19 protein-coding genes are annotated in these 21,519 nt (G+C 58.9%); 12 read left to right on the forward strand and 7 right to left on the reverse strand.

The window, feature by feature from the left end; genetic code table 11:
* Both hemL and ACJO3M_RS10485 read left to right on the forward strand, forming a co-directional pair.
* The gene (gene hemL, locus ACJO3M_RS10480) at positions 1–1,281 is read left to right on the forward strand and encodes a glutamate-1-semialdehyde 2,1-aminomutase (protein ID WP_407001324.1); all 1,281 of its coding nucleotides are present in this window, start codon (positions 1–3) and stop codon (positions 1,279–1,281) included.
* 186 nt (positions 1,282–1,467) lie between these two features.
* Positions 1,468–2,385, forward strand: coding sequence for a lipase family alpha/beta hydrolase (locus ACJO3M_RS10485; RefSeq protein WP_407001325.1), 918 nt, complete (start codon positions 1,468–1,470; stop codon positions 2,383–2,385).
* A 44-nt stretch (positions 2,386–2,429) separates the two neighbouring features.
* Here the strand turns inward: ACJO3M_RS10485 and ACJO3M_RS10490 are convergent, their stop codons facing one another.
* From ACJO3M_RS10490 to ACJO3M_RS10505, 4 genes are all read right to left on the reverse strand, one after another.
* Positions 2,430–3,665 (reverse strand): tetratricopeptide repeat protein, encoded by a 1,236-nt coding sequence (locus ACJO3M_RS10490; protein WP_407001326.1) that lies wholly within the window; start codon positions 3,663–3,665, stop codon positions 2,430–2,432.
* Positions 3,666–3,935: 270 nt separating this feature from the next.
* Positions 3,936–4,418 (reverse strand): hypothetical protein, encoded by a 483-nt coding sequence (locus ACJO3M_RS10495; protein WP_407001327.1) that lies wholly within the window; start codon positions 4,416–4,418, stop codon positions 3,936–3,938.
* Positions 4,415–5,128: an anti-sigma factor family protein gene (locus ACJO3M_RS10500; protein ID WP_407001328.1), complete on the reverse strand. Its 714-nt coding sequence runs from the start codon at positions 5,126–5,128 to the stop codon at positions 4,415–4,417. The genes ACJO3M_RS10495 and ACJO3M_RS10500 overlap by 4 nt, the downstream gene beginning before the upstream one ends.
* Positions 5,129–5,132: 4 nt before the next feature.
* The gene (locus ACJO3M_RS10505) at positions 5,133–5,720 is read right to left on the reverse strand and encodes an RNA polymerase sigma factor (protein WP_407001329.1); all 588 of its coding nucleotides are present in this window, start codon (positions 5,718–5,720) and stop codon (positions 5,133–5,135) included.
* Positions 5,721–5,960: 240 nt separating this feature from the next.
* Here ACJO3M_RS10505 and ACJO3M_RS10510 point away from each other — a divergent pair, with 240 nt between their 5' ends.
* Positions 5,961–6,857 (forward strand): DUF4382 domain-containing protein, encoded by an 897-nt coding sequence (locus tag ACJO3M_RS10510; protein ID WP_407001330.1) that lies wholly within the window; start codon positions 5,961–5,963, stop codon positions 6,855–6,857.
* Positions 6,858–6,925: 68 nt separating this feature from the next.
* On the opposite strand, the gene ACJO3M_RS10515 is transcribed toward ACJO3M_RS10510, so the two are convergent.
* Together ACJO3M_RS10515 and mrcB are read right to left on the reverse strand one after the other, a co-directional pair.
* Positions 6,926–7,498: a tetratricopeptide repeat protein gene (locus ACJO3M_RS10515; RefSeq protein ID WP_407001331.1), complete on the reverse strand. Its 573-nt coding sequence runs from the start codon at positions 7,496–7,498 to the stop codon at positions 6,926–6,928.
* Entirely contained in the window at positions 7,495–9,822 is a 2,328-nt protein-coding gene (mrcB, locus tag ACJO3M_RS10520; RefSeq protein WP_407001332.1) for a penicillin-binding protein 1B, read from the reverse strand. The genes ACJO3M_RS10515 and mrcB overlap by 4 nt, the downstream gene beginning before the upstream one ends.
* Positions 9,823–9,893: 71 nt before the next feature.
* Between mrcB and ACJO3M_RS10525 the strand changes: the two genes are divergently transcribed.
* Both ACJO3M_RS10525 and ACJO3M_RS10530 read left to right on the forward strand, forming a co-directional pair.
* Positions 9,894–11,516, forward strand: coding sequence for a bifunctional aminoglycoside phosphotransferase/ATP-binding protein (locus ACJO3M_RS10525; protein WP_407001333.1), 1,623 nt, complete (start codon positions 9,894–9,896; stop codon positions 11,514–11,516).
* Complete coding sequence (locus ACJO3M_RS10530; protein WP_407001334.1) at positions 11,513–11,881, forward strand: Rieske (2Fe-2S) protein; 369 nt, start codon at positions 11,513–11,515, stop codon at positions 11,879–11,881. The genes ACJO3M_RS10525 and ACJO3M_RS10530 overlap by 4 nt, the downstream gene beginning before the upstream one ends.
* Here the strand turns inward: ACJO3M_RS10530 and sfsA are convergent.
* Positions 11,865–12,593, reverse strand: coding sequence for a DNA/RNA nuclease SfsA (sfsA, locus tag ACJO3M_RS10535; RefSeq protein WP_407001335.1), 729 nt, complete (start codon positions 12,591–12,593; stop codon positions 11,865–11,867). The two genes, ACJO3M_RS10530 and sfsA, sit on opposite strands and share 17 nt — an antisense overlap.
* Before the next feature lie 176 nt (positions 12,594–12,769).
* Here sfsA and dksA point away from each other — a divergent pair, with 176 nt between their 5' ends.
* From dksA to folK, 7 genes are all read left to right on the forward strand, one after another.
* On the forward strand, positions 12,770–13,210 hold the full coding sequence (gene dksA / locus ACJO3M_RS10540; protein ID WP_406988951.1) for an RNA polymerase-binding protein DksA: 441 nt from the start codon (positions 12,770–12,772) through the stop codon (positions 13,208–13,210).
* Between the two features lie 60 nt (positions 13,211–13,270).
* Positions 13,271–14,143 carry a tRNA glutamyl-Q(34) synthetase GluQRS gene (gluQRS, locus tag ACJO3M_RS10545; RefSeq protein ID WP_407001336.1) on the forward strand — a complete coding sequence of 291 codons (873 nt, stop codon included), beginning with the start codon at positions 13,271–13,273 and terminating at the stop codon, positions 14,141–14,143.
* A gap of 70 nt (positions 14,144–14,213) precedes the next feature.
* Entirely contained in the window at positions 14,214–14,390 is a 177-nt protein-coding gene (locus ACJO3M_RS10550; RefSeq protein WP_406988948.1) for a hypothetical protein, read from the forward strand.
* Entirely contained in the window at positions 14,380–17,343 is a 2,964-nt protein-coding gene (locus ACJO3M_RS10555; protein ID WP_407001337.1) for an ATP-binding protein, read from the forward strand. The genes ACJO3M_RS10550 and ACJO3M_RS10555 overlap by 11 nt, the downstream gene beginning before the upstream one ends.
* A gap of 6 nt (positions 17,344–17,349) precedes the next feature.
* A complete protein-coding gene (locus ACJO3M_RS10560) occupies positions 17,350–18,759 on the forward strand; it encodes a sigma-54-dependent transcriptional regulator (protein WP_407001338.1) in 1,410 nt (469 codons plus the stop codon).
* Positions 18,760–19,569: 810 nt separating this feature from the next.
* Positions 19,570–20,889: a polynucleotide adenylyltransferase PcnB gene (gene pcnB, locus ACJO3M_RS10565; protein ID WP_407001415.1), complete on the forward strand. Its 1,320-nt coding sequence runs from the start codon at positions 19,570–19,572 to the stop codon at positions 20,887–20,889.
* 8 nt (positions 20,890–20,897) lie between these two features.
* Positions 20,898–21,407 (forward strand): 2-amino-4-hydroxy-6-hydroxymethyldihydropteridine diphosphokinase, encoded by a 510-nt coding sequence (gene folK, locus ACJO3M_RS10570; RefSeq protein WP_407001416.1) that lies wholly within the window; start codon positions 20,898–20,900, stop codon positions 21,405–21,407.
* Positions 21,408–21,519 lie beyond the last annotated feature (112 nt).

The raw sequence follows: 21,519 nt of genomic DNA on the forward strand, positions 1-21,519 counted from the left end.
ATGACTCACTCCGAAACCCTCTTTGCCGAGGCCCAGAAATACATCCCCGGCGGCGTTAATTCTCCGGTGCGGGCATTCCGCGGCGTGGGTGGCACGCCCATTTTCTTCAAGCATGCCGAGGGCGCCTACCTCTACGACGAGGATGATAAGCGCTATATCGATTACATCGGTTCCTGGGGACCAATGATCCTCGGCCACTCCAACCAGTTGATCAAGGACGCGCTCCACACCCAGATTGATCTCGGTGTCGGCTACGGCGCACCCACCGCCATTGAAACTGAAATGGCCAAGAAGGTGTGCGAACTGGTCCCCTCTATTGATCTTGTCCGCATGGTGAACTCCGGTACCGAGGCAACCATGAGCGCCATCCGTCTGGCCCGGGGCTACACCGGCCGGGACAAGATCGTCAAATTCGAAGGCTGCTACCACGGCCACGTGGATTCCCTGCTGGTCAAGGCCGGTTCAGGCGCGCTGACCCTTGGCGTACCCAATTCCCCCGGCATTCCCGCCAGCCTTGCCGAGCACACCCTGACGCTGACCTACAACGATATCGACAACGTGCGGGAAACCTTTGCCAGGATGGGCGATGAAATCGCCGCCATTATCGTGGAGCCGGTTGCCGGCAACATGAACTGCATTCCGCCGGCCCCGGGTTTCCTGGAAGCACTGCGCGAGGTTTGTGATGAACACGGCACGGTGCTGATTTTCGATGAAGTGATGACCGGCTTCCGCGTATCACTGGGCGGCGCGCAGGGATACTACGGCATCACCCCTGACCTGACGGCCCTGGGCAAAGTCATCGGTGGCGGTTTGCCGGTGGGCGCCTTTGGCGGCAAGCGGGAGATCATGGAGCATATTTCTCCTCTCGGCCCGGTGTACCAGGCCGGAACCCTGAGCGGTAACCCGCTGGCCATGTGTGCGGGGCTGACCACGCTGAACGCGATTTCCGAACCGGGCTTCTATGACCAACTGACCGAGAAAACCAATGCCGTGCGCGACGGGCTCAAGGAAGCCGCGGATGAAGCCGGCATTCCTCTGGCGGTGCAGAGCGCGGGCGCCATGTTTGGCTTCTTCTTCACCGACGCACCGGCCATCACCCGTTTCGACGAAGTCATGGCGTGTGACGTGGAACGCTTCAAGGCCTTTTTCCAGGGCATGCTGAAGGAAGGCGTCTATCTGGCTCCCTCCGCATTTGAAGCCGGGTTTACTAACGCTGCCTTGTCACAGGATGACATTGATCACACCATCGCCGCGGCAAAACGGGTCATGAAGACACTGTAAACCCGCACCCGAATGACAAGCGCCTTTCGCTTGTCATTCGGGGCCACGCCCGTGACCCCCCTCACAAATTCAGTCCTTTCTAGCCACAACACCTGCCCCGGACATTGACTTGATACCTACTTGATCAAAGTATGTGCAAATCTCATACGAGATGATCAATTAAACAACAACAATGTAGGTCTAACAATGAAACAATGGCTTAAAGCAGCAGCTATGCTGTGTGTTCTCGCATGGTCCGCACCCACCCTCGCATGGTGGGACTCTACTCCATCCGACTACACCGATACCCAATACCCCGTTGTGCTGGTACACGGAATGTTTGGCTTTGATTCCATTGCCGGTGTTGATTACTGGTACGGTGTTGCTGAAGATTTGCGCAAATACGGCGCTGACGTCTACACCACCCAGGTACCGGCCCTGGACAGCACGATTGCCCGCGGCGAAGCGCTCCTGCCTCAGGTGGAGGCCATCGCGGCAGTTCATGGCAAGGTTAACCTGGTCGGTCACAGCCACGGCGGCCCCACCGCCCGATACGTCGCCCATGTACGACCGGATCTGGTCGCTTCCGTTACTTCCGTGGGCTCACCCCATAAAGGGTCTCCGGTTGCCGACCTGATTGTCGGCTCTCCGGCCGAAGGCCTGGGCGCCACATTGGGCAATGCGCTGGGCGGTCTCATTGATTTGTTGTCAGGCGGCGGCTACGACCAGGATATGAGCGCCAGCCTGTATTCACTGACTACCCAGGGAAGCGCTGAATTCAACAACTTTGCACCAGACGGCGTTCCGTCCACTGCCTGCGGTGAGGGCGCGTATTCCGCCAATGGGGTGCGTTTCTACTCCTGGGGGGGCACCGGCGTTCTGACCAACGCCCTGGACCTGTCCGATGCCCTGCTCGGCACCACCAGCCTGGCCTTCGCATTCAGTGACAACGACGGCCTGGTGGGGCGCTGCAGCAACCACTTCGGCAAGGTCATCCGGGACAATTACTTCATGAACCATCTGGATGAGGTCAATCAGACCCTGGGCCTGCACAGCCTGTTCGAAACTGATCCGAAGGCCGTATTCCAGCAACACGCCAACCGGTTGAAAAACGCCGGGTTATAACAAAACAGCAGTACTGTCCCGGTGGCTGACTCAGCCACCGGGGATCAGAACACGCCTTCAATACCCACCAAAGCCGTCTGCCGACGGTAGTCATAGCGAGTGAGACTGCTCTGGTTATCCCTGAACATCCATTCGCCCCTTACGAACCAGTGGTTACTCAAGGCGTATTCCGTCAACAGGGTGCCCTGCGTGCGCTTGTCGACCCGGCGCTCGGTTTCCAGAACGCCCTGTGAACTGAACAGACGGTGGGGATCCGCATAGCGGCTGTGACGGTAACTGCCTTCAACTCCGACGCTCCAACGTTGCGACACCTTATAGCGGAGTGTTAACTCTGCCATGTGCCGCTGTGGAGACACGCTTACAAACTGCTCACCCGCTTCCAGGTCCTCTCGGGCATTAAGGTCCCAGCGATACTGGGCATCAATGCGCCAGTGGGTGTAATCCTTACGCCCCTTCAGTCGGGCCTGGTACCACTGACCGTCATAGGCCTCAAACCCGTCACCGCCTTCAACATACCCGGATGACACCGATGCCTGACACCGCGAGCCGGAACCTGCATAGGGACACTGGTCAAGCCGATAGGAGAGATCCAGCCGATAGGTACGCTCAAGTGCATCAGAATCAAACCAGGACTGGCTGATACCAGCGGTGACGCCGGCTCTGCCCGGCCCAAGGCCTGTCAGCCAGCCAGCTCCGAACTGAAGAAGGTCGGTATCAAATTCGGACTCCGAAGGATATTGGCGAGAGTATGCAGCGCCTTCCAGCCGAAAAACCGAGTCGCCGGACTGGTAGACATCTGCCGACCCTGCCGCCAGCAACTCACCAAAACCGCCTTCGCGGCCGGAGCTCCCGGACTCCGGGACACTGGCAATGTTGTTATCGTAGCCCCCCGCCAGGGACACATAGCCCATCCAGGGCATCGAGGGGTGGGCTGGCGATTCGGATTCTCCTGCCTCCTCAAGCTGGATAGCGGCCAGCGCCCGGATTTTCTCGGGAGAAGACTCTGCAGACGCGCGGACGAACCACCTGTTGGCAGCCTCCAAATCACCCGCGGCCTTGGCTACCAGCCCAAGGTTATATTCCGCCAATGCTTTGTTGGCGGTTTCAAGCAGCGCAGAGAATGCGTCTTCGGCCAGGTCGTATTCACCCAACCGGTAATACACAACACCGAGGTTGTACAGCAGGGAATGGCTCTCAAGCCCTGCCGCCCGCGCGTCTTCAAACGCATGTCTGGCCGACTCAAGATCCCCGCTCTGGAAGTGTTCAATACCGGCAGCCATCCGTTCTCTGGGAACGTCGGAGGCAGCTGCCGGAGCAGAAATGGTCGCTATCAGCAACAAGCAAGATAGAGTGGAAAGCCGAACTGCAGCCTGCAAACAGATCTCTCCGGAGCCTGAGGAAAACGTTCACCGGCGTGCTGGCTTCAAGGCCAGTATCGCCGACGTTAACTCAGGAGAGTATAACAAGGAGAGGCAGGAAAAAAGTGCGCTGCCATAAGTACGCACTGCTTCGTACCAGCAAAGGGAAATTTCTGTTCTGTTGTCGAACGGTTACAGCTCGAGGTTATCCTTATCAAGCTTATCGCTGGCGCCGTCCAATAGTTCACCAACACCATCGGTCACATCACCCGTCCCCGGCAAGTCGCTGATATCGTCCTTGCCGGGTAACGTGTCCAGCAGTCCATCATTGCCGGGACGATCAGAGTCAATGATCTCGCGCGCTTCGCTCGCCCTTTCGGAAGCCGACTCGCCAATCTCCTGCCCACGCTCCATGGCGTCCAGAGCAGTGTCAATATCCGGCCGTTCCGGACGGGCAGGAACGTCAGGCGCGCCCCGGCGATCAGCTTTCCCCGACACCATGGGCTCGGGCAATTCGATCTCCCGAACCACTGAACTGGTCAAATCTTCGTCATCCACAACCATTCGCATGGTCACATCCAGGTCATCCCTGGCCTGAGCCATTGCTGGTAATGCAAATAGCGCCACCAGGCACATCAGTGCCGGCTTTAACCACTGCCTGTCGTGCGTTGTCATGATGCTGGCTCCGTGTTATCTGCCCTGGTCTGACCGGGGATCGCTGCCCTGAAGGTTTTCTGGCGCTGGCCATCGTCAATGTGCGCCACCAGGTCCCCGGTTCCGGGGAACAGCACCCGGAGCGGCAATGCCAGAACATTCTCGCCCTGCTCCAGATCGACTTTCCAGCTTAACTGTTGCCTGCCGGGGAACGTTGCCAATTCGACATTGGCAGGCAATTCCAGCGTCAGTGTCACGTTCTCAAGCGGCTGACCTGAACTGAAGGCCAGGCGCACCGTCTGGATCACCGGCTCGCTGGCCACCGGAGAGGCGTTGACCGACGGCTCAGAAGTCTCCGACTGACTGGTCGCAACCGCAGGCTGAGACGTATCCACGCCAGGTTTCAAACCCACCCCCAAGGCTATACCCAGTGCCAACGCGGCAGCGATAGCGCCACCAACCACTGGGGTGCTCCAGCCACGGTGAGCGGATCCTCCGTTGGCACGGGCGCTGGCAGCAGCCAATACCCGGGTCTCAAAATCCGGTGATGGATCCGGAATGGCATAACGATCAGCAAAGGTCGACTGCAGCACTTTCTCATTGGCCAGCCCCGTCGCACAATGAGCACAGTCCGCCACATGCCGCTCCATCCGGGCAGCCTGATCCGCAGACAACTCATTTAACAGGTAGGGAACCAACAGTTCCCGGTATTCACGACAAGACATATCCATCACCTCATTCTTTCACACGTCCGATGTCTGAAAAAGGTTCCAGTTCCCTTTGCAGTTTTTCCCGCAATGCCGCCCGGCACCGGTGCAACCGTGATTTAACCGTACCCAGCGGGATATCAAGAACCTCTGCAATGTCCTCCTGCCGCCAGCCATCGACATCGTGGAGCATGATCAGGGCACGCTGGTCCGGGGCCAGGGTCGCCATGACCTGATCCAGGACAGGCCCAAGACGACTGATATCCAGCTGCACATCCGGCCCCGCGTCATCCGACGCAAAACTCTCCAGATAGGCCGACTGGCTTTCCGCATCCACAACTTCACTAAGGGGGCGATCTGACTGCCGCCCCTTGCGGCGCACCTGGTCGATAAAGTGTCGGTACAGAACACGGTTCAGCCAGGGCCTCAACTGATCTACCGTTTCCAGTTCATCCAGACGGGGATAGAGCTTGACGACGACGTCCTGAACCAGATCCTCCGCATCCTGCTGTTGCCCCGCCAGACGAAAGGCGAAGCGGTACATGGCCTGCAAATGTGGCTGAACCAGCTTTTCAAATCGTTTGGACTGTGAAGGTCGGAAAGGAAGTAATGCCAAAACAGGTACTCGCCCTTGCTTTAAAAGCGTTGTCTGACTGGAGTCGGTCGACAAGTCTATACCAGTTAGCGGATACGTCATACGCAGACTTTATCCGACCGATTGAGTTTTATGTCCAGAAAATGAGAAAACGTTCACAATAATGCAGGAACCCGGTAACCACTCCTATCGTTTAATAAATGACATGTAGCGCGTTTCCAGCGTTCTGCACTTTCAAAATAATAGACCACGGAGGTTTATATGAACCGCTCTCTGAAACTCTTTACGGTTGCTGCCCTGGCTGCAGGGGTTGCTGCCTGTGGTAGCGGCAGTTCGGATTCCGACGCAACCGGCACCGTTTCCTTTGGCCTTACGGATGCGCCGGCAACTGAATTCAGTAACGTCACCGTTGCGTTTACAGAGATCCAGCTGAAGCCTGCCGATGGTGACTGGATTTCATTCCCGCTGGACGGGTTTGAAACCGTTAACTTGCTGGACTTGCAGGGTGGCGTCACCGAACCACTCATTACCGATGAAGAAGTCGTGGCGGGCAACTACACGCAACTGCGCCTGATTGTTGATACCGACAATTCATTTATTAAACTGAATGGCACTGGTGACACAGAATATTCACTAGCCGTTCCGTCCGGCGAGCAAAGTGGCCTAAAGCTGCAAGGCGAGTTCGTAGTCGCTGCCGACACCAGTACAGATTTCACCATCGACTTCGACGTACGAAAGGCTATCGTCAATCCTGCGGGAGAGGCTTTGGCTAATTACATGTTGAGACCAGCCTTGCGTCTGGTTAATAACCTGGAGGTTGGCTCCATCACCGGAGAGGTAGACTACTCAGGCATCAACAGTGGCCCAGTAGAATGTGAGTACGAAGGTTCAGTCTACATCTACAGCGGTGCTGATGTAACGCCTACTGATCTGAATGTCAACAATGAAGAGGGACCGTTGATGGTGGTTCCGGTCAGTAATGAGGGAAACGACAGCCTCTATAACTATACCGCCGCCTTCCTGACCGAGGGTGCCTACACCGTGAGCTACTCTTGCCAGTTTGATGAAAACGAACAAGACGACACTCTGGAGTTCATCGGAACCCAGAACGTTACGGTTGTTGCCGGCGAGGAAACCAGCGCGGAAACGATCCAGTAATCAAGTCAGTTCTTCTTGCAGCCCAATAAGCCCCTGTTTTCAGGGGCTTATTTTTAACTCGGTCAGAGTCAAAGAGCCCCAGCCCTCTGCTCAGCCTGATCCGCGCCCGCCACATTTCCCCGGGCCCTGCGAATATCCGCCAGCAACAACCATCCGGCCCGCTGCAGCCGGGCATCACTCCCCGCCAGAGACAGCCCCTTAAGCGTAAACTGCTCGGCTGAACCAAGCTGGTCCATGGCGACATAAGCTTCGGAGAGTTTGAAGTACACTTCCGCTGAGCGTGGTGCAATTCGCTGGGCACGTTCGAGCTGCGCCACCGCCGCCGCGGCATCCCCTTGTGCCAGGTAGCCATCGGCCTGCCTGATCAGGCTTTGTGCCGCCGGAGACAATTGATCACCGGAGTCCTGATAGCTCGGTGAACTTGTGCGCCGGTCCGGCGCCGGCTCTGGTGGCTGCTCACTCTTGCGTTCGATGCGGGTCTCCTCTTCCCTCGGAGACGTGCGTGGCGGCTCGGGGGCTTCCTCCACATCGCGGGAGGAGCCACCCGCCGGAACGTATATTGAACCGCCGGGCGAGGCACAGCCGGCGACCGTCAGCGTCAACGCCAGCAAACCGGCATTTCTCAGGGTTGTCGTGTTCATTGGAAAAGTCCTTCAAACCAGCCTCGGATCCGCCGCTCCAGATTGCCTGAGCAGGAGACCTGCTGGTCAGGCTCGCTACCGGTCATAAACGGAACCAGGCGTGCATTGTCGCAGTGCTCATCACTCAGAGCCTGCCGTTGTGTGTTGACCCAGTGGTAATCCACGCCATCCGGTACCACCGGGGAAAACCCATGCTGGGGCACCTGTGACATGAACCTTGCCCACACCGGCAAGGCACCGGTCGCCCCTGTCAGGGATGTCGGGCCATTGTCGTCGCGCCCCACCCAGGTAACCGCCATCAGATCGCCGCTGAAACCGGCAAACCAGGAATCCCGACCATCGTCAGTGGTGCCGGTTTTTCCTGCCAGGCTCAGTTGTTGTGGCACGAACCGGTACACCGAACGCCCAGTTCCCTCCTGCATGGTTTCCTGCATTGCGTACTGTACAAGGTGAACGGCAGCAGGGTCCGCCACCTGATCCACCTTCAGGCTGTAGCGGGACAAAGCCTCACCACCGGCATCCGTTACCTGGCGTATCGTCCGCAGTGGCGTATTGAAGCCGGACGTCGCCAGCCCCTGGTAGATCTGCGCGACGGTCACCGGTGTCATGGACACAGCCCCCAGCAGCATGGAGGGATACTGGGATATCGGACTGGTTACGCCGAAATCCTGAAGGGTATCCCGGACCGAATCCACCCCTACGTCAAGGCCAACCCTCACCGCCGGCAGATTATAGGAATGGGACAGAGCCTCGTGCAGCGGAACCTCGCCGCGCTCCTTATGATCGTAGTTATCAGGCTCCCAGCGGCGATCATCGTCGAAGACCAGGGAAAACTTCTTGTCTTCCACTGGCGAGATCAGCGTGTAGCGTTCCGGATTCTTCAGGGCCGTCAGATAGATGAACGGCTTGATCAGTGAGCCGATGGGGCGCCTGGCATCCAGAGCCCGGTTGAAACCGGCAAACTGGGGATCGCGACCACCCACCATCGCCAGCACCTCCCCGCTGTCACGGGAGGTCACAACCATGGCGGACTCCAGGGTGGTGTCGCTCGACCCCGAATCCATTCGGGACAGCATGTCTTCCACTGCGAACTCGGCGGCATTCTGGATCCCGGGGTTCAGGGTGGTAAAGATGCGCAGCCCCTCGCTTTGCAGGTCCTCTTCCTTGTAATCCCGCGCCAGGTGACGACGGACCAGATCAATGTACGCCGGATAACGGTTTTCCGAATACGACGGCTTCTCACTGACTCCCAGTGGCCGGGCTTTCGCCTGATTCGCTTCGGACTCGCTGACAATGCCTTCTTCTGCCATCACATCGATAACCAGGTTCCGGCGCTCCATGGCCCGCTCCGGGTGACGGCGCGGGTTGTAGTAGCTCGGCCCTTTGACCATAGCCACCAGCAACGCAGCCTGATGCAATCCCAGATCCCGGATCGACTCCCCGAAATAGAACTGGCTGGCCAGTCCAAAACCGTGGATGCTGCGGGTCCCCGCCTGCCCCAGATACACCTCGTTCAGGTAGGTTTCAAGAATGTCGTCTTTTTCGTAGTGCAGCTCCAGGAGCACCGACATCAACGCTTCGTTACCCTTGCGGATCAGGGTCTGCTCCCGGGTCAGGAAGAAATTCTTGACCAGTTGCTGGGTCAGCGTACTTCCGCCCTGAACAATCTGACCGGCCTGGAGGTTGACCATCATGGCCCGGGCAATGGACAACGGTGCGACACCGTAATGATCATAAAACCCGCGATCCTCAATCGTCAGCAGCGCTTCCTTGACCAGCCCGGGCACCTCATCCAGCTGCACCAGCACCCGGTCTTCCTTGTGAGCGGGATAGATACCGCCGATCTGGGCAGGCTCGAGACGGACGATGGGGGAGTTCTCGCCGGACACCACCCGGAAATCCTGAACCTGATCCCCGTAGATCGTTAACGCCAGCCGGCGCCGGGGCGCCAGGCCATCGGCAAACAGAAAGCCACGGGAGCTGATCACGAAACGGCCGCCATTACGGCTGTAGGTTCCGGGCCTGATGCCGTCGCCCTTGCGGAACCCCGACAATTCCAGCTCGCGCTGGAGGTCGCCGGAACTGATGCTGGCGCCGTCATAAAGCTCCAGGGGGCGGGCATAGACCCGGGAGGGTACCTCAAACCGCCGTCCCTCGAAGCGGGAAGTGACCACCGCATCCAGATACACCATCCAGCCGGCAAGCAATACCAGCCCGGTCAGTGAAACGCGCCAGAACAGGCGCCAGAACCAGGGCCGCTTTGCAGAACTGCCCTTACCGGATTTTTTCTTCGCAGACTTTTTCGGGGGTGATGTTTTTTTCATGGCGCGATTATAACGAAAGCATCGGCCCGGAAGGCAGGTTATCCATGTGTTATTTCTGTAATCTGCCCGTTATGATAGGTCCAAGAAAAATCAACAAGTTCAGGGAATGCGAGGAGAGAGCTTTGAGCGACACCAACACCCACGACCTGATTCTGGCGCTACAGAATGAGGCGCTGTATGACCATCCGGTCACGGAATTCCAGGTTTTCGAGACTCACATCTCCCAGGTCATCCTGACTGGCGATTATGCTTACAAGATCAAGAAGCCCATGGATTTCGGCTTTCTCGATTTCTCCACGCTGGACCGCCGCAAGCACTTTTGCGAAGAAGAGCTGAGACTGAATTCCCGCCTCGCGGAAAGCCTTTACCTGGACGTAGTGCCGATCACCGGAACCCCGGACAACCCACAAATCGGAGGCGATGGGGAAGCGTTTGAGTATGCCATCCGCATGCACCAGTTCGATCAGAACGAGCTGTTCGATGTTCGCCAGGAAAAAGGCGCGCTGACACCGGAGCTGCTGACCAGCCTGGCCCGGCAGGCCGCCGGTTTCCACGAACAGTTGCCGACAGTGGCCAGCGACAAACCCCTGGGCACGCCGGAGGCGGTCTACGCCGCCATGCAGGAAAACTTTGACCAGATCCGCCCCCTGCTTGATGACAAGTCATTGCTGCAACAGCTGGACAACCTGGAAGAGTGGACGCGCACCACGTTCGAGCGCCAGCGGGAGCTGATTGCCAGCCGACGGGAAAACGGGTTTGTCCGCGAATGCCACGGTGACCTCCACCTCTCCAACATCACCGTATTCAACGGCGAGGTTACCGTCTTTGACTGCATCGAGTTCAATGAGCCCTTCCGCTGGATTGATGTCATCAATGACCTGGCGTTCCTGCTGATGGACCTGGAATCCCGCCGCGAGCCGGCATTGGCGAATCTGGTGCTGAACACCTACCTGGAATACCGGGACGACTTCGGCGCCCTGCCGCTGCTGCCCCTGTACAAGGCCTACCGCGCCATGGTCCGGGCCAAGATCGCGCTGTTCACCCTGGGCAATCCCTCGCTCTCGGAAGCCGAAAAAGCCGGGCTCATGCAGCGTTATCAGGACTACGCCCAACTGGCGGAAAGCTACAGCGCCATTCCCAATCCTTACATGCTGGCAACTACCGGCCTGTCCGCCAGCGGTAAAACCTGCGTCAGTGCAGCAATGGCGGAGGAGCTCGGACTGATTCGCTTGCGATCGGATGTCGAGCGCAAACGACTGTTTGGCCTGGGGCCGCTGGATCAGAGCAAATCGCCCGCCGGCGGCAACATCTACACGCCAGAAGCCACCGGGAAGACCTATCAACGGCTCGCCGACATCGCCAGCAACCTGCTTGGCGCCGGCCTTCCGGTCATCGTGGACGCCGCCTCCCTGAAACAGAGTGAGCGGACACTGCTGACGGATGTGGCGGAAAACCAGGGGATTCCGTTCGCGCTGATCCATTGTGAAGCCCCGGAAGATCTGCGCAGAGAGTGGATTCGCAAACGCTCCGGCGATGCCTCAGAAGCCACTGAAGAACTCCTCGATGCCCAGCAAACCTGGTTTGAACCGCTGACGACCGAGGAAAAGACCCACACCATCCACCTCCACACCGATCAGGAGCACGTTGCCGAGGCGGTTGCTGACCGGATACGTCAGCACTTCGGGCTGGGATGACCAGCGCCCCATCATGGCAACGGGTTTGCCAACCGGCTGAACTCAGGGAGGGCCAGTTTGTCGAGTTCACACTCGTCAAGGGCAATCCTGAGCAACAAACAATGGATCAGCGGGGCTTTGTGTTCCGCCGCAGCGGCAAGGTTTATGCTTATCTCAACCGCTGCCCGCATCTGGGCATTGAACTGAACTGGATGCCCGGTCGCTTCATGGATGCGGATAACTGCTTCATTCAGTGCGCCACCCATGGCGCACTGTTTCTGCCAGACAGCGGTGAGTGCATCGCCGGCCCCTGCCAGGGGGACGCCCTGATCCCCCTGGAGGTGACCGAAACCGGTGACGATCTTCTGGTCAGGCGTCCAGAATAACGGGCACAGGGCTGGTCAGCGCCAGCCTGCCGGTGGGCCCCGCCTTATTGCCAAGATCCGCACGGTAAGCGAGCACTTCCACCCCCGCGCCGGCCGCCTCTCTGAGCAACACCCCATAGGTGGCATCAATATGGTCCGCCGGACGCACCGACTCGATCCCGGTGTGGTTGACCACGAACAGCAAGACCGCACGATCCCCCGCCGCCACTTGCGCCATCAGTTCCCGCAGGTGTTTCTGCCCCCGCGTGGTCACGGCATCCGGGAAAAACCCTGAGCCGTCCTCACACAGGGTGACGTTCTTGACCTCGACCCAGGCATCGGCGAGCTCGTCGTGCCCCGACAAGTGGAGATCAATACGGCTTTTCTCAGCCCCGTAACGGACTTCACCCCGACAACTACCATAGCCTGACAACTCTTTCACCCGACCGGCCTCAATGGCCTCTCTCGCCTGGGCATTGGGGCGCGCGGTATTGATGCAGGCCAGCACCCCGGGCGCGGTCTCCACCAACTCCCAGGTGTAACGAAGCTTCCGCTTGGGGTTGTCACTCTCACTCAGCCAAACCCGCGCATTATCCGGCTGGCAGCCCAGCATGGAGCCCGTGTTGGGGCAATGGGCCACCACCTCTGAGCCATCGTCCAGCAGCACATCCGCCAGAAAACGCTTGTAACGTCGAATCAATTTGCCTTTAATCAGGGGTTGGGGGAAGTTCATGGAGGTCTCCGTGTGAAAGTCTGATCACAAGGCTGGCACCCCTGTGACTTATCTGCTATTTTCCGCAAATTCCCGTTTCAGGACGAATGCTTCATCCAGGGTTAAACCGCGCAGCCAAGGCTGGCGCGGCGGGAAGCAAAGCGTTCTTGTGAAGTACAAACAAGAGGCCGGGTTCAATGGCAAACACTGCAGAACAACCACGCGAACGTTTTACCAACTTCACCCCTTATGAAATGAAGAAGGGTGAAGAGTACATGAGTGCTGAAATGCTGGAGCACTTCAAGAATCTGTTGCTGCGCTGGAAGCAGGAACTGATGGAAGAAGTGGACCGCACCATGCACCACATGCAGGAAGACGCCGCAAATTACGCGGATCCAAGCGACCGCGCAACCCAGGAAGAAGAATTCAGCCTGGAACTGCGCACCCGTGACCGTGAGCGAAAGTTAATCAAGAAAATCGACCAGACCATCGATCGCATTGACAAGGACGACTACGGTTTTTGTGACCAGTGCGGCGTGGAAATCGGCATTCGCCGCCTGGAAGCACGTCCGACGGCCACCCTGTGCATTGACTGCAAGACCCTGGCGGAAATCCGCGAGCGTCAGACCGGCATCTGAGCCGGACCATCGTCAGACCAACCGGCCTGGTAGCAATAGCGGGCCGGTCAACTGATTGCTATGGTTGATATTCCTTACCGCGGTCGGTTCGCCCCCTCCCCCACAGGCCCGTTGCACTTTGGCTCCCTGGTGACCGCACTGGCCAGCTACCTGGAAGCCAGGACCCGGCAGGGCCATTGGCTGGTCCGCATTGAAGACCTTGATCCCCTGCGGGAGAGCCCGGAAGCCACCGACAGCATCCTTCACAGCCTCGACTGCCACGGACTGCAGCCAGACGAACCCGTGCGCTTTCAGTCACAGCGGCACGATGCCTATCAAACCGCTATCCATCAACTACTGACAACCCGGTCGGCCTACCGCTGCGGCTGCTCCCGAAAACAGCTGAAACAGCATCACGGCCGGCATCCGGACCATTGCCGTGACGGTAACCGCCCGCCGGCAGACCGCCCTTATGCAATTCGATTCGCCCTTCAGGATGAAACCTGCCACTGGTCAGACGATTTGCTGGGGCCGCAGGTTCAACCGGTCACCGCCGAGGTGGACGACCCGGTCATTCTGCGCAAGGAGGGTTTCTACGCGTACCAGCTGGCCGTAGTGGTCGACGATATCGATCAGGGTATTACCGACGTGGTAAGGGGATCCGACCTGCTGGACATGACAGCCCAGCAACAACAGGTTTACCGGGCGCTGAGCGCAACCCCGCCGCGCTGGCTCCATATCCCGGTCATTCTCAATGCCGAAGGTCAGAAACTCAGCAAGCAGAACCACGCCCCGGCACTGGACGATCAGCAACCTGCCCGGAACCTGGCCCAGGCTCTCGAAGCCCTGGGGCAAAATCCACCACCAGAGCTGCACCTGCAGCCGGTCGCCGATGTTCTTGCCTGGGCAACCAGACACTGGCAGCGGGAGGCAATCCCCCTGACATCCCGGTAAGCTACATGGTATAAGGAGCTGTTCAGAGGCTCCGAGCCTTTCACAAACTTCAGCGCGGATACCATGCCTGATGTATATCTATCGTCTGGTCTTCCTGTTGGTCCTGGCCATCTATATTTTTTCACCGAACATCCTCGACTGGTGGACCTCACCGGGCAACGCCTGGTACACCCCCTATGTTATCTGGGCCGGACTGATCGCCATCGGGTTCTGGCTTGAGTGGCGGCGAGACCCAAATGAGTTTTAGCGCTACCGGCCTGCTGCTGGCCAGCCTGTTCTACCTGATCATCCTCTTCAGCGTTGCCTGGATTACCGAGCGCGGAGTCGTGCCACGGCACTGGGTCAGGCACCCCCTGGTCTACACCCTGAGCCTGGGGGTGTATGCCGGTATCTGGGCGGTGTATGCCGCTGTCGGTGTTGCCGCCGAATCCGGCTTCGGCTTCCTGGCCTATTACCTGGGCATCAGTGGCGCCTTCCTGCTGGCTCCGGTCTTGCTGAACCCGGTCATGCGCATTGGTCGCGCCTATCAACTGACGTCACTGGCCGACCTGTTCGCCTACCGCTATCGCAGCCAGTGGGCGGGCACCCTGGTGACCATTTGCTCCGGCGCGGCTATCCTGTCATTGCTCAGTATGCAGATACAGGCCGTGTCCACCTCGGCCAGCCTGCTGGCCCCGGACACCTCCCGCAACCTGATCAGTGTGATGTTCAGCATCACCGTGGTGCTGTTTGCCATGCTGTTCGGAACCCGACGCAACCAGGGCTCCGAAAGCCATCAGGGGCTGGTCCTGGCAATCGCCTTCGATTCCGTGGTCAAGCTTGTGGCCCTGCTGACCCTGGGCGGCGTCATCCTGTTCAGCGTTTTCGGTGGCATGGGCGGCCTGGAAACCTGGCTGGAAAACCAGAGCTCCCCGGCCAACACCATGGCCATGAGCATTGACGACGGCAGCTGGCGCGCACTGATGCTGATGTCCTTCGCCGGCGCCCTGGTGTTGCCCCACATGTACCACATGACCTTCAGTGAGAACCCCTCGCCCAAGGCGCTCGCCAAGGCCAGCTGGGGACTGCCGCTGTACCTGTTACTGCTCGGGCTGCCGGTGCCTCTGATTCTCTGGGGTGGTCAGGAACTCGCGGCAACCACGGGCCCGAACTTTTTCGCGATCGGCACGGCCCAGGCCCTGGGCAGTCCTGCGCTGACATTGCTGATGTATATCGCCGGCCTGTCCGCCGCCAGCGGCCTGATGATCGTAAGTACCCTGGCGCTGGCCGGCATGGTACTGAACCACGTGGTGCTGCCGCTGCGCACCCCGAAAGACCATGGTGACATCTATCACTGGCTGCAATGGATCAAGCGCCTGCTGATTGCCGTCATTATTTTTGCGGCGCTGCTGTTCCATGAAACCATTGGCACCAGGCTCGACCTGTCCATTCTTGGCGCTATCTCGCTGTCCGGCACACTACAGTTATTGCCGGGCGCGCTCGGCGTGATCTACTGGCCGGAAGGCAACCGGCGCGGATTGATCGCCGGACTGGTTTCCGGGCTCGCGATCTGGATCTTCACCCTGGTGCTGCCTTTCTCCCATACCGCGAACCTGCTGGAATGGCTTGGTGCGCCGCTGGTACCGGACTACAGCAACTGGCACATTTTCACGTTCATCAGCCTCACCGTTAATGTCACCGTGTTCGCGCTGATCTCTATTCTCAGTACCAGCACCGCCGAAGAAACCAGTGCCGCCCAGGCGTGTTCCCTCGGAGCCCTGTCCCGGCCTCACCGCCGGGAACTTGTCGCCACCTCATCGGCGGACTTTGTCGTCCAGCTGGCCGATCCCCTGGGCCATGGCGTGGCCAGGCGCGAGGTCGAACGCGCCCTGGCGCAGCTCAAGTTGCCTAACATGGAATACCGCCCCTACCAGCTGAGGCGGCTGAGGGACCAGGTGGAGATCAACCTGTCAGGCCTTCTGGGCCCGGCTGTCGCCAGGGACCTGGTCAAGCGCCACCTGGGCTACAAGCCCATGGCCAGCGGCGGCACCGCCCAGGACATCCGCTACGTGGAGAGGGCCCTGGGTGACTACCAGAACCAGTTAACGGGCCTGGCGGGAGAGCTGGACAACCTGCGCCGACATTACCGGCAAACCCTTCAGAACCTGCCCATACCCGCCTGCTCCGTGGGTGACGATGGCGAGATTCTGATGTGGAACAACGCCATGGAACAGCTCACCAATATCACTGCGGATGACGTGGTTGGCGCCCGCCTGCTGGCACTCCCGGAGCACTGGCACCTGCTGCTGGATGACTTCAATAGCGGCGAAGACCTGCACCGCTACAAACACCGGATGGACCTGAACGGCAAACCTCACTGGCTGAACCTGCACAAAGCAGCCCTGAGTGGCCCCGACCACCCGGAAGGGGGCAGTATCATCCTGGTGGAAGATCAGACCGAAACCCGGCTGTTGGAAGACGAGCTGATGCACAGCGAACGCCTGGCCTCAGTCGGGCGACTGGCGGCAGGCGTAGCCCATGAAATCGGCAACCCGGTGACGGGGATATCCTCCCTGGCCCAGAACCTGAAACTGGAAACCGAAGACCCGGAGATTCTCTCAACGGCGGAGCAGATTCAGCAGCAAACGCGGCGGATCTCGACCATCCTGCAGTCACTGATGAATTTTGCCCGCACCGGCAACCACTCTCAGGCCAACCGCTACGAACCGGTGGTTATCCGCCGTTGCCTGGACGAATCCATCAACCTCCTGTCTCTCAGTGACCGTGGCATGGGCATCACGTACATCAACGATTGCCCCGATCACCTGATGGTGCTGGGCGATGAGCAACGGCTGGTTCAGGTCTTTGTAAATCTGCTGGCCAATGCCCGCGACGCCTCCCCGGAAGGAGGCACCATAAGAGCCAGTGGAAACCGCGATGGCTACTCCGCTATCATCGAAGTCGCCGATGAGGGGTCGGGCATCCCCCGGGATCAACTCGATCACATATTCGAACCCTTTTACACCACCAAGGCCCCCAACAAGGGCACCGGCCTTGGTCTATCGCTGGTATACAGCATCATTGAAGAGCATTACGGCAACATCCATGTGGAGAGCCCGGCCAACCCGACCTCCGGCCAGGGCACCCGGGTACAGCTAAAACTGCCCGCTTACGAACCGGAACCCGAAAATGCTGCCACCAGCCAGAACGAAAGGTTGTAAAACCCTATGCCTCGCATTCTGATCGTAGAAGACGAAGAGATCATTCGCTCCGCAGTAAGGAAATTACTGCAGCACGCCGGCTATGAGGTCGCCGATGCCGGTTCCGTTGAGGAAGCCGAACAGAATCAGGATCCGGATGACTTCGACCTGATCATCTCCGATCTGCGCCTGCCTGGCGCCCCGGGCACCGAACTGATCAACCGCGCACCCAATACTCCCGTGCTGATCATGACCAGCTACGCCAGCCTGCGCTCAGCCGTGGACTCCATGAAAATGGGGGCAGTGGAGTACATCGCCAAGCCGTTTGATCACGATGAGATGCTCGCGGCCGTGGAAAACATCCTGGCGCGGAAACACACCCCGCCAACGGATGACACGGACGCCGATACGGTTGACCAGAGCGGGGACATTAACCGCAGCGACCCCGCCAGCATCATGTTCGGCAAGTGCGAGGCCATGCAGAAAGTCTTCACCCTGATTCGCAAGGTGGCACCCACAGAAACCACGGTGCTGATCCAGGGTGAGTCCGGCACCGGCAAAGAGCTGGCCGCCAGAGCGTTGCACCTGCTCAGCCCGCGCGCCACCAAACCACTGATTTCCGTAAACTGCGCCGCGATACCGGAAAGCCTGATTGAGTCGGAATTGTTCGGCCACGAGAAAGGATCATTCACCGGCGCCGTCTCCGCCCGCACCGGTCTGATCGAGGCGGCCGACGGCGGCAGCCTGTTCCTGGATGAAATCGGGGAACTGCCACCGGAAGCCCAGGCGCGGCTCTTGCGGGTACTTCAGGAAGGCGAGATTCGCAAGGTCGGTTCGACCCAGAGCCGCAAGGTCAGCGTGCGCATGATCGCCGCGACACACCGTAACCTGAAAGCCATGACCCGAACCGGCGAGTTCCGCGAGGACCTCTACTACCGCCTGAACGTCATGCAGGTCCGCATTCCGCCACTGAGGGAACGACAGGCAGACATTCTTGGGCTGGCCCAGAAATTCCTCCGTCGTCAGGGCGAGAAAATGGGCAAACCCGACCTGAACCTGAGCCCCGAAGCGATGAGATCCATGCAGAGACACCGTTGGCCAGGCAACGTGCGCGAACTGGAGAACGCCATTGAGCGCGCCACCATCCTGTGTGACACCGACCTGATCACTCCCTCCCTGCTGGACCTGGAGTACGAAGGCGACGACGAATACATTCCGGAAACCCTGGTAGAGGGCAATAACGAGCAGGTCCGCAACCGTGAGCCGGAATCCTCCAACGATTTGTCCCTGGAAGACTACTTCCAGCATTTTGTTCTGGAGAATCAGGACAAAATGAGCGAGACCGAACTGGCGCAGAAGCTGGGGATCAGCCGCAAATCCCTGTGGGAACGTCGCCAACGCCTTGGCATCCCCCGCAAGAAAAGCTCAGGCAACTGAAATATCAGCTACCCGCTGGCATCATCGGCATGGTTAGCTACCTAAAAGTGTGAACCCCAGCTCAGTTGTTACCGCGCGTTCCGTACGGTAACACTCCCGGAAAACAAAACGAGATCTCAGTAACACTTAGGTCGCATACGGGGTAACACTTACGACCACCATTTTTCTAAGTCATTGTTAATATTGATATTCCAAAAACTGGCACACGCCCTGCACTCTATTAAGCGCACAACAACAAAAACAAGAGTGACAACGCAGCGTCAAAACAAAAACAAAAAGCTGCAGGAAAACGTTCGGTAACAAAAACAAGAACTAGAGCGTAAGCGAACTGAGTGTTTTGGGTACTGTGCTTTTTAGTGGTCCCTTGGCACGTGCGAGTTGTAGATGTAGAGAAGAATCGCCTTCCAGGCGGCACTGCATTTACTCCTGACTTGCTCGATGCTTCTGACTGCTCTGTGTATTCAAAGCCTTCCGTTTGCGCTACTGAGATCCCTGTATTTAGGGATACACAGTGGGGTACAAAAACGAAGAAAAATCCCGGCAACAACAAAAACAATGCAGATCGTCAACGCTTTCAGGGCGGATTCGTGAGAACGGATCCGCCTTTTGATTATCTGGCCCACGGAAAGTCCGCTCCCGGCCCCGGATTGGACATTTCTTGCCCGCTTTTCCCGGCCATTCGCCCGCAAACGTGTGCAAATCCTGTCCAAACCGTTAAACTCTCGTTTTTTGCTCTCGCAATAACGGAATTCAATGTCTAACTCAAATACCTCACCCTTCGAGAAGTTTGTCGAAAAAATCCAGTCCTTCATGCCGGGTAGCGGAAAGAAGCAACGCGCCTACCAGCGGCGTGAAATCCCGAGGGACCAGCACAACGTCTCCCGCTCCGCGATCAGCGAACCGGCCAAGAAAGTGCTGAGCCGGCTGAACAAAGCCGGCTTTGAAGCCTACCTGGTGGGCGGCGGTGTGCGTGATATCCTCCTGGGCGGCCAGCCCAAGGACTTTGATATCGCCACCAATGCCACGCCGGAAGAAGTCCACGACCTGTTCCGGAATTCCCGCCTGATTGGCCGCCGGTTCCGTATCGTTCATGTGGTCTTCGGTCGTGAAATCATCGAAGTCACCACCTTCCGTGGCAATGCTGTGGAAGCGGACGACGAAGCAGACGACGATGATCGTCGCACCAGCGAGCATGGCCTGTTGCTGCGGGACAATGTGTACGGTTCCCAGGAAGAAGATGCCCTGCGGCGGGATTTCACCGTCAACGCCCTGTATTACTGCATCCGCGATTTCACCGTCATCGACTTCGCAGGCGGCGTGGAAGATCTGAACAATCGTCAGTTGCGACTGATTGGTGATCCGGAAACCCGTTACCGCGAAGATCCGGTGCGGATGCTCCGGGCAATACGGTTTGCCGCCAAACTTGGCTTCGACATCGAGCCGGGCACCGAAGAGCCTATTCGCGAACTCGCGCCGCTGCTGACCCACATCCCACCGGCCCGGTTGTTCGAGGAAGTCCTCAAACTGTTCTCTGCCGGGTATGGCGAAGCCACCTACGACCTGCTGAGAAAGTACAACCTGCTGGCTCCGCTGTTCCCCGAAACCGTCAGGGCACTGGATAACGGCGAGCCGGACGAACTGATTCGTCAGGCACTGCGCAACACCGACGCCCGCATTGCCAGGGGCAAGTCCGTCACGCCCTACTTCCTGTTCGCGGCGATGCTGTGGCCGGCGCTGCAGGCAGAGTGGCGCCACCGCCAGGATAACGGCGACCCGGTACAGCCGGCTCTTCATGGCGCCATCGCCACGGTGATTGGCCGCCAGGTCCAGGCTACGTCCATTCCGAAGCGCTTCTCCGGCCCGATGAAGGAAATCTGGGAAATGCAGATGCGCCTGCCCCGCCGCCAGGGCAAGCGAGCCTTCATGGCGATGTCGCACCCTCGATTCCGCGCAGCCTATGACTTTCTGCTGGTGCGGGAATCTGCAGGTGAGATCGAACCGGGACTGGGGCAATGGTGGACCGACTTCCAGGCGACCGACGAGCGCGGCCAGGAGCGCATGCTCAGCGAGCTGACCGCCGACGCGCCCAAAAAGCGCCGGCGCAAACGTAAGCCCGCCAACCGGACCTGATCATGCCGATGACGGACGCCTTTATCGGGCTTGGCAGCAACCTTGCGGACCCCACGTCGCAGCTGGCCCGGGCGATGACTGAACTGGCGACCTTGCCAGACACTACACTGGTGGCACAGTCGGCGTTCTACAGCAGCCGCCCCGTTGGCCCTCAGGATCAGCCTGATTTCGTCAACGGCGCGGCATGGCTGCGTACGTCACTTGGCGCCCTGGAACTGCTCGATCACCTTCAGACCATTGAGCACCGCCATGGCCGGGAGAGAACGCAGCACTGGGGGCCGAGAACACTGGACCTGGACTTGCTGGTGTTCGGAGATGCCACCATCGACACCGAGCGCCTGACAGTCCCCCACCCGGAACTTCCCAACCGCGACTTTGCGCTGCAACCCCTGTTGGACCTGAAGGCGGATCTGACACTGCCCGACGGGCAGACCATTGTCCACCTGAGGCAGCAATGCCCCGACAACAATCTGCGCCTGCTGCCCCCGATCCCGCGGGAACCGTTCCCACCCGGTTGATCCCGTGGATCGTGGTACTATTGCCTCAGCCACACCCCCGGATTACCCTTAACACCTGAATGCCGGCTGACCCCGGCGCGGTCTTGGCCCATCCACCCACAAGGCAAGGATT

The organism is Marinobacter alkalisoli (assembly GCF_045449795.1).
In the GTDB taxonomy this organism is placed as follows: domain Bacteria; phylum Pseudomonadota; class Gammaproteobacteria; order Pseudomonadales; family Oleiphilaceae; genus Marinobacter.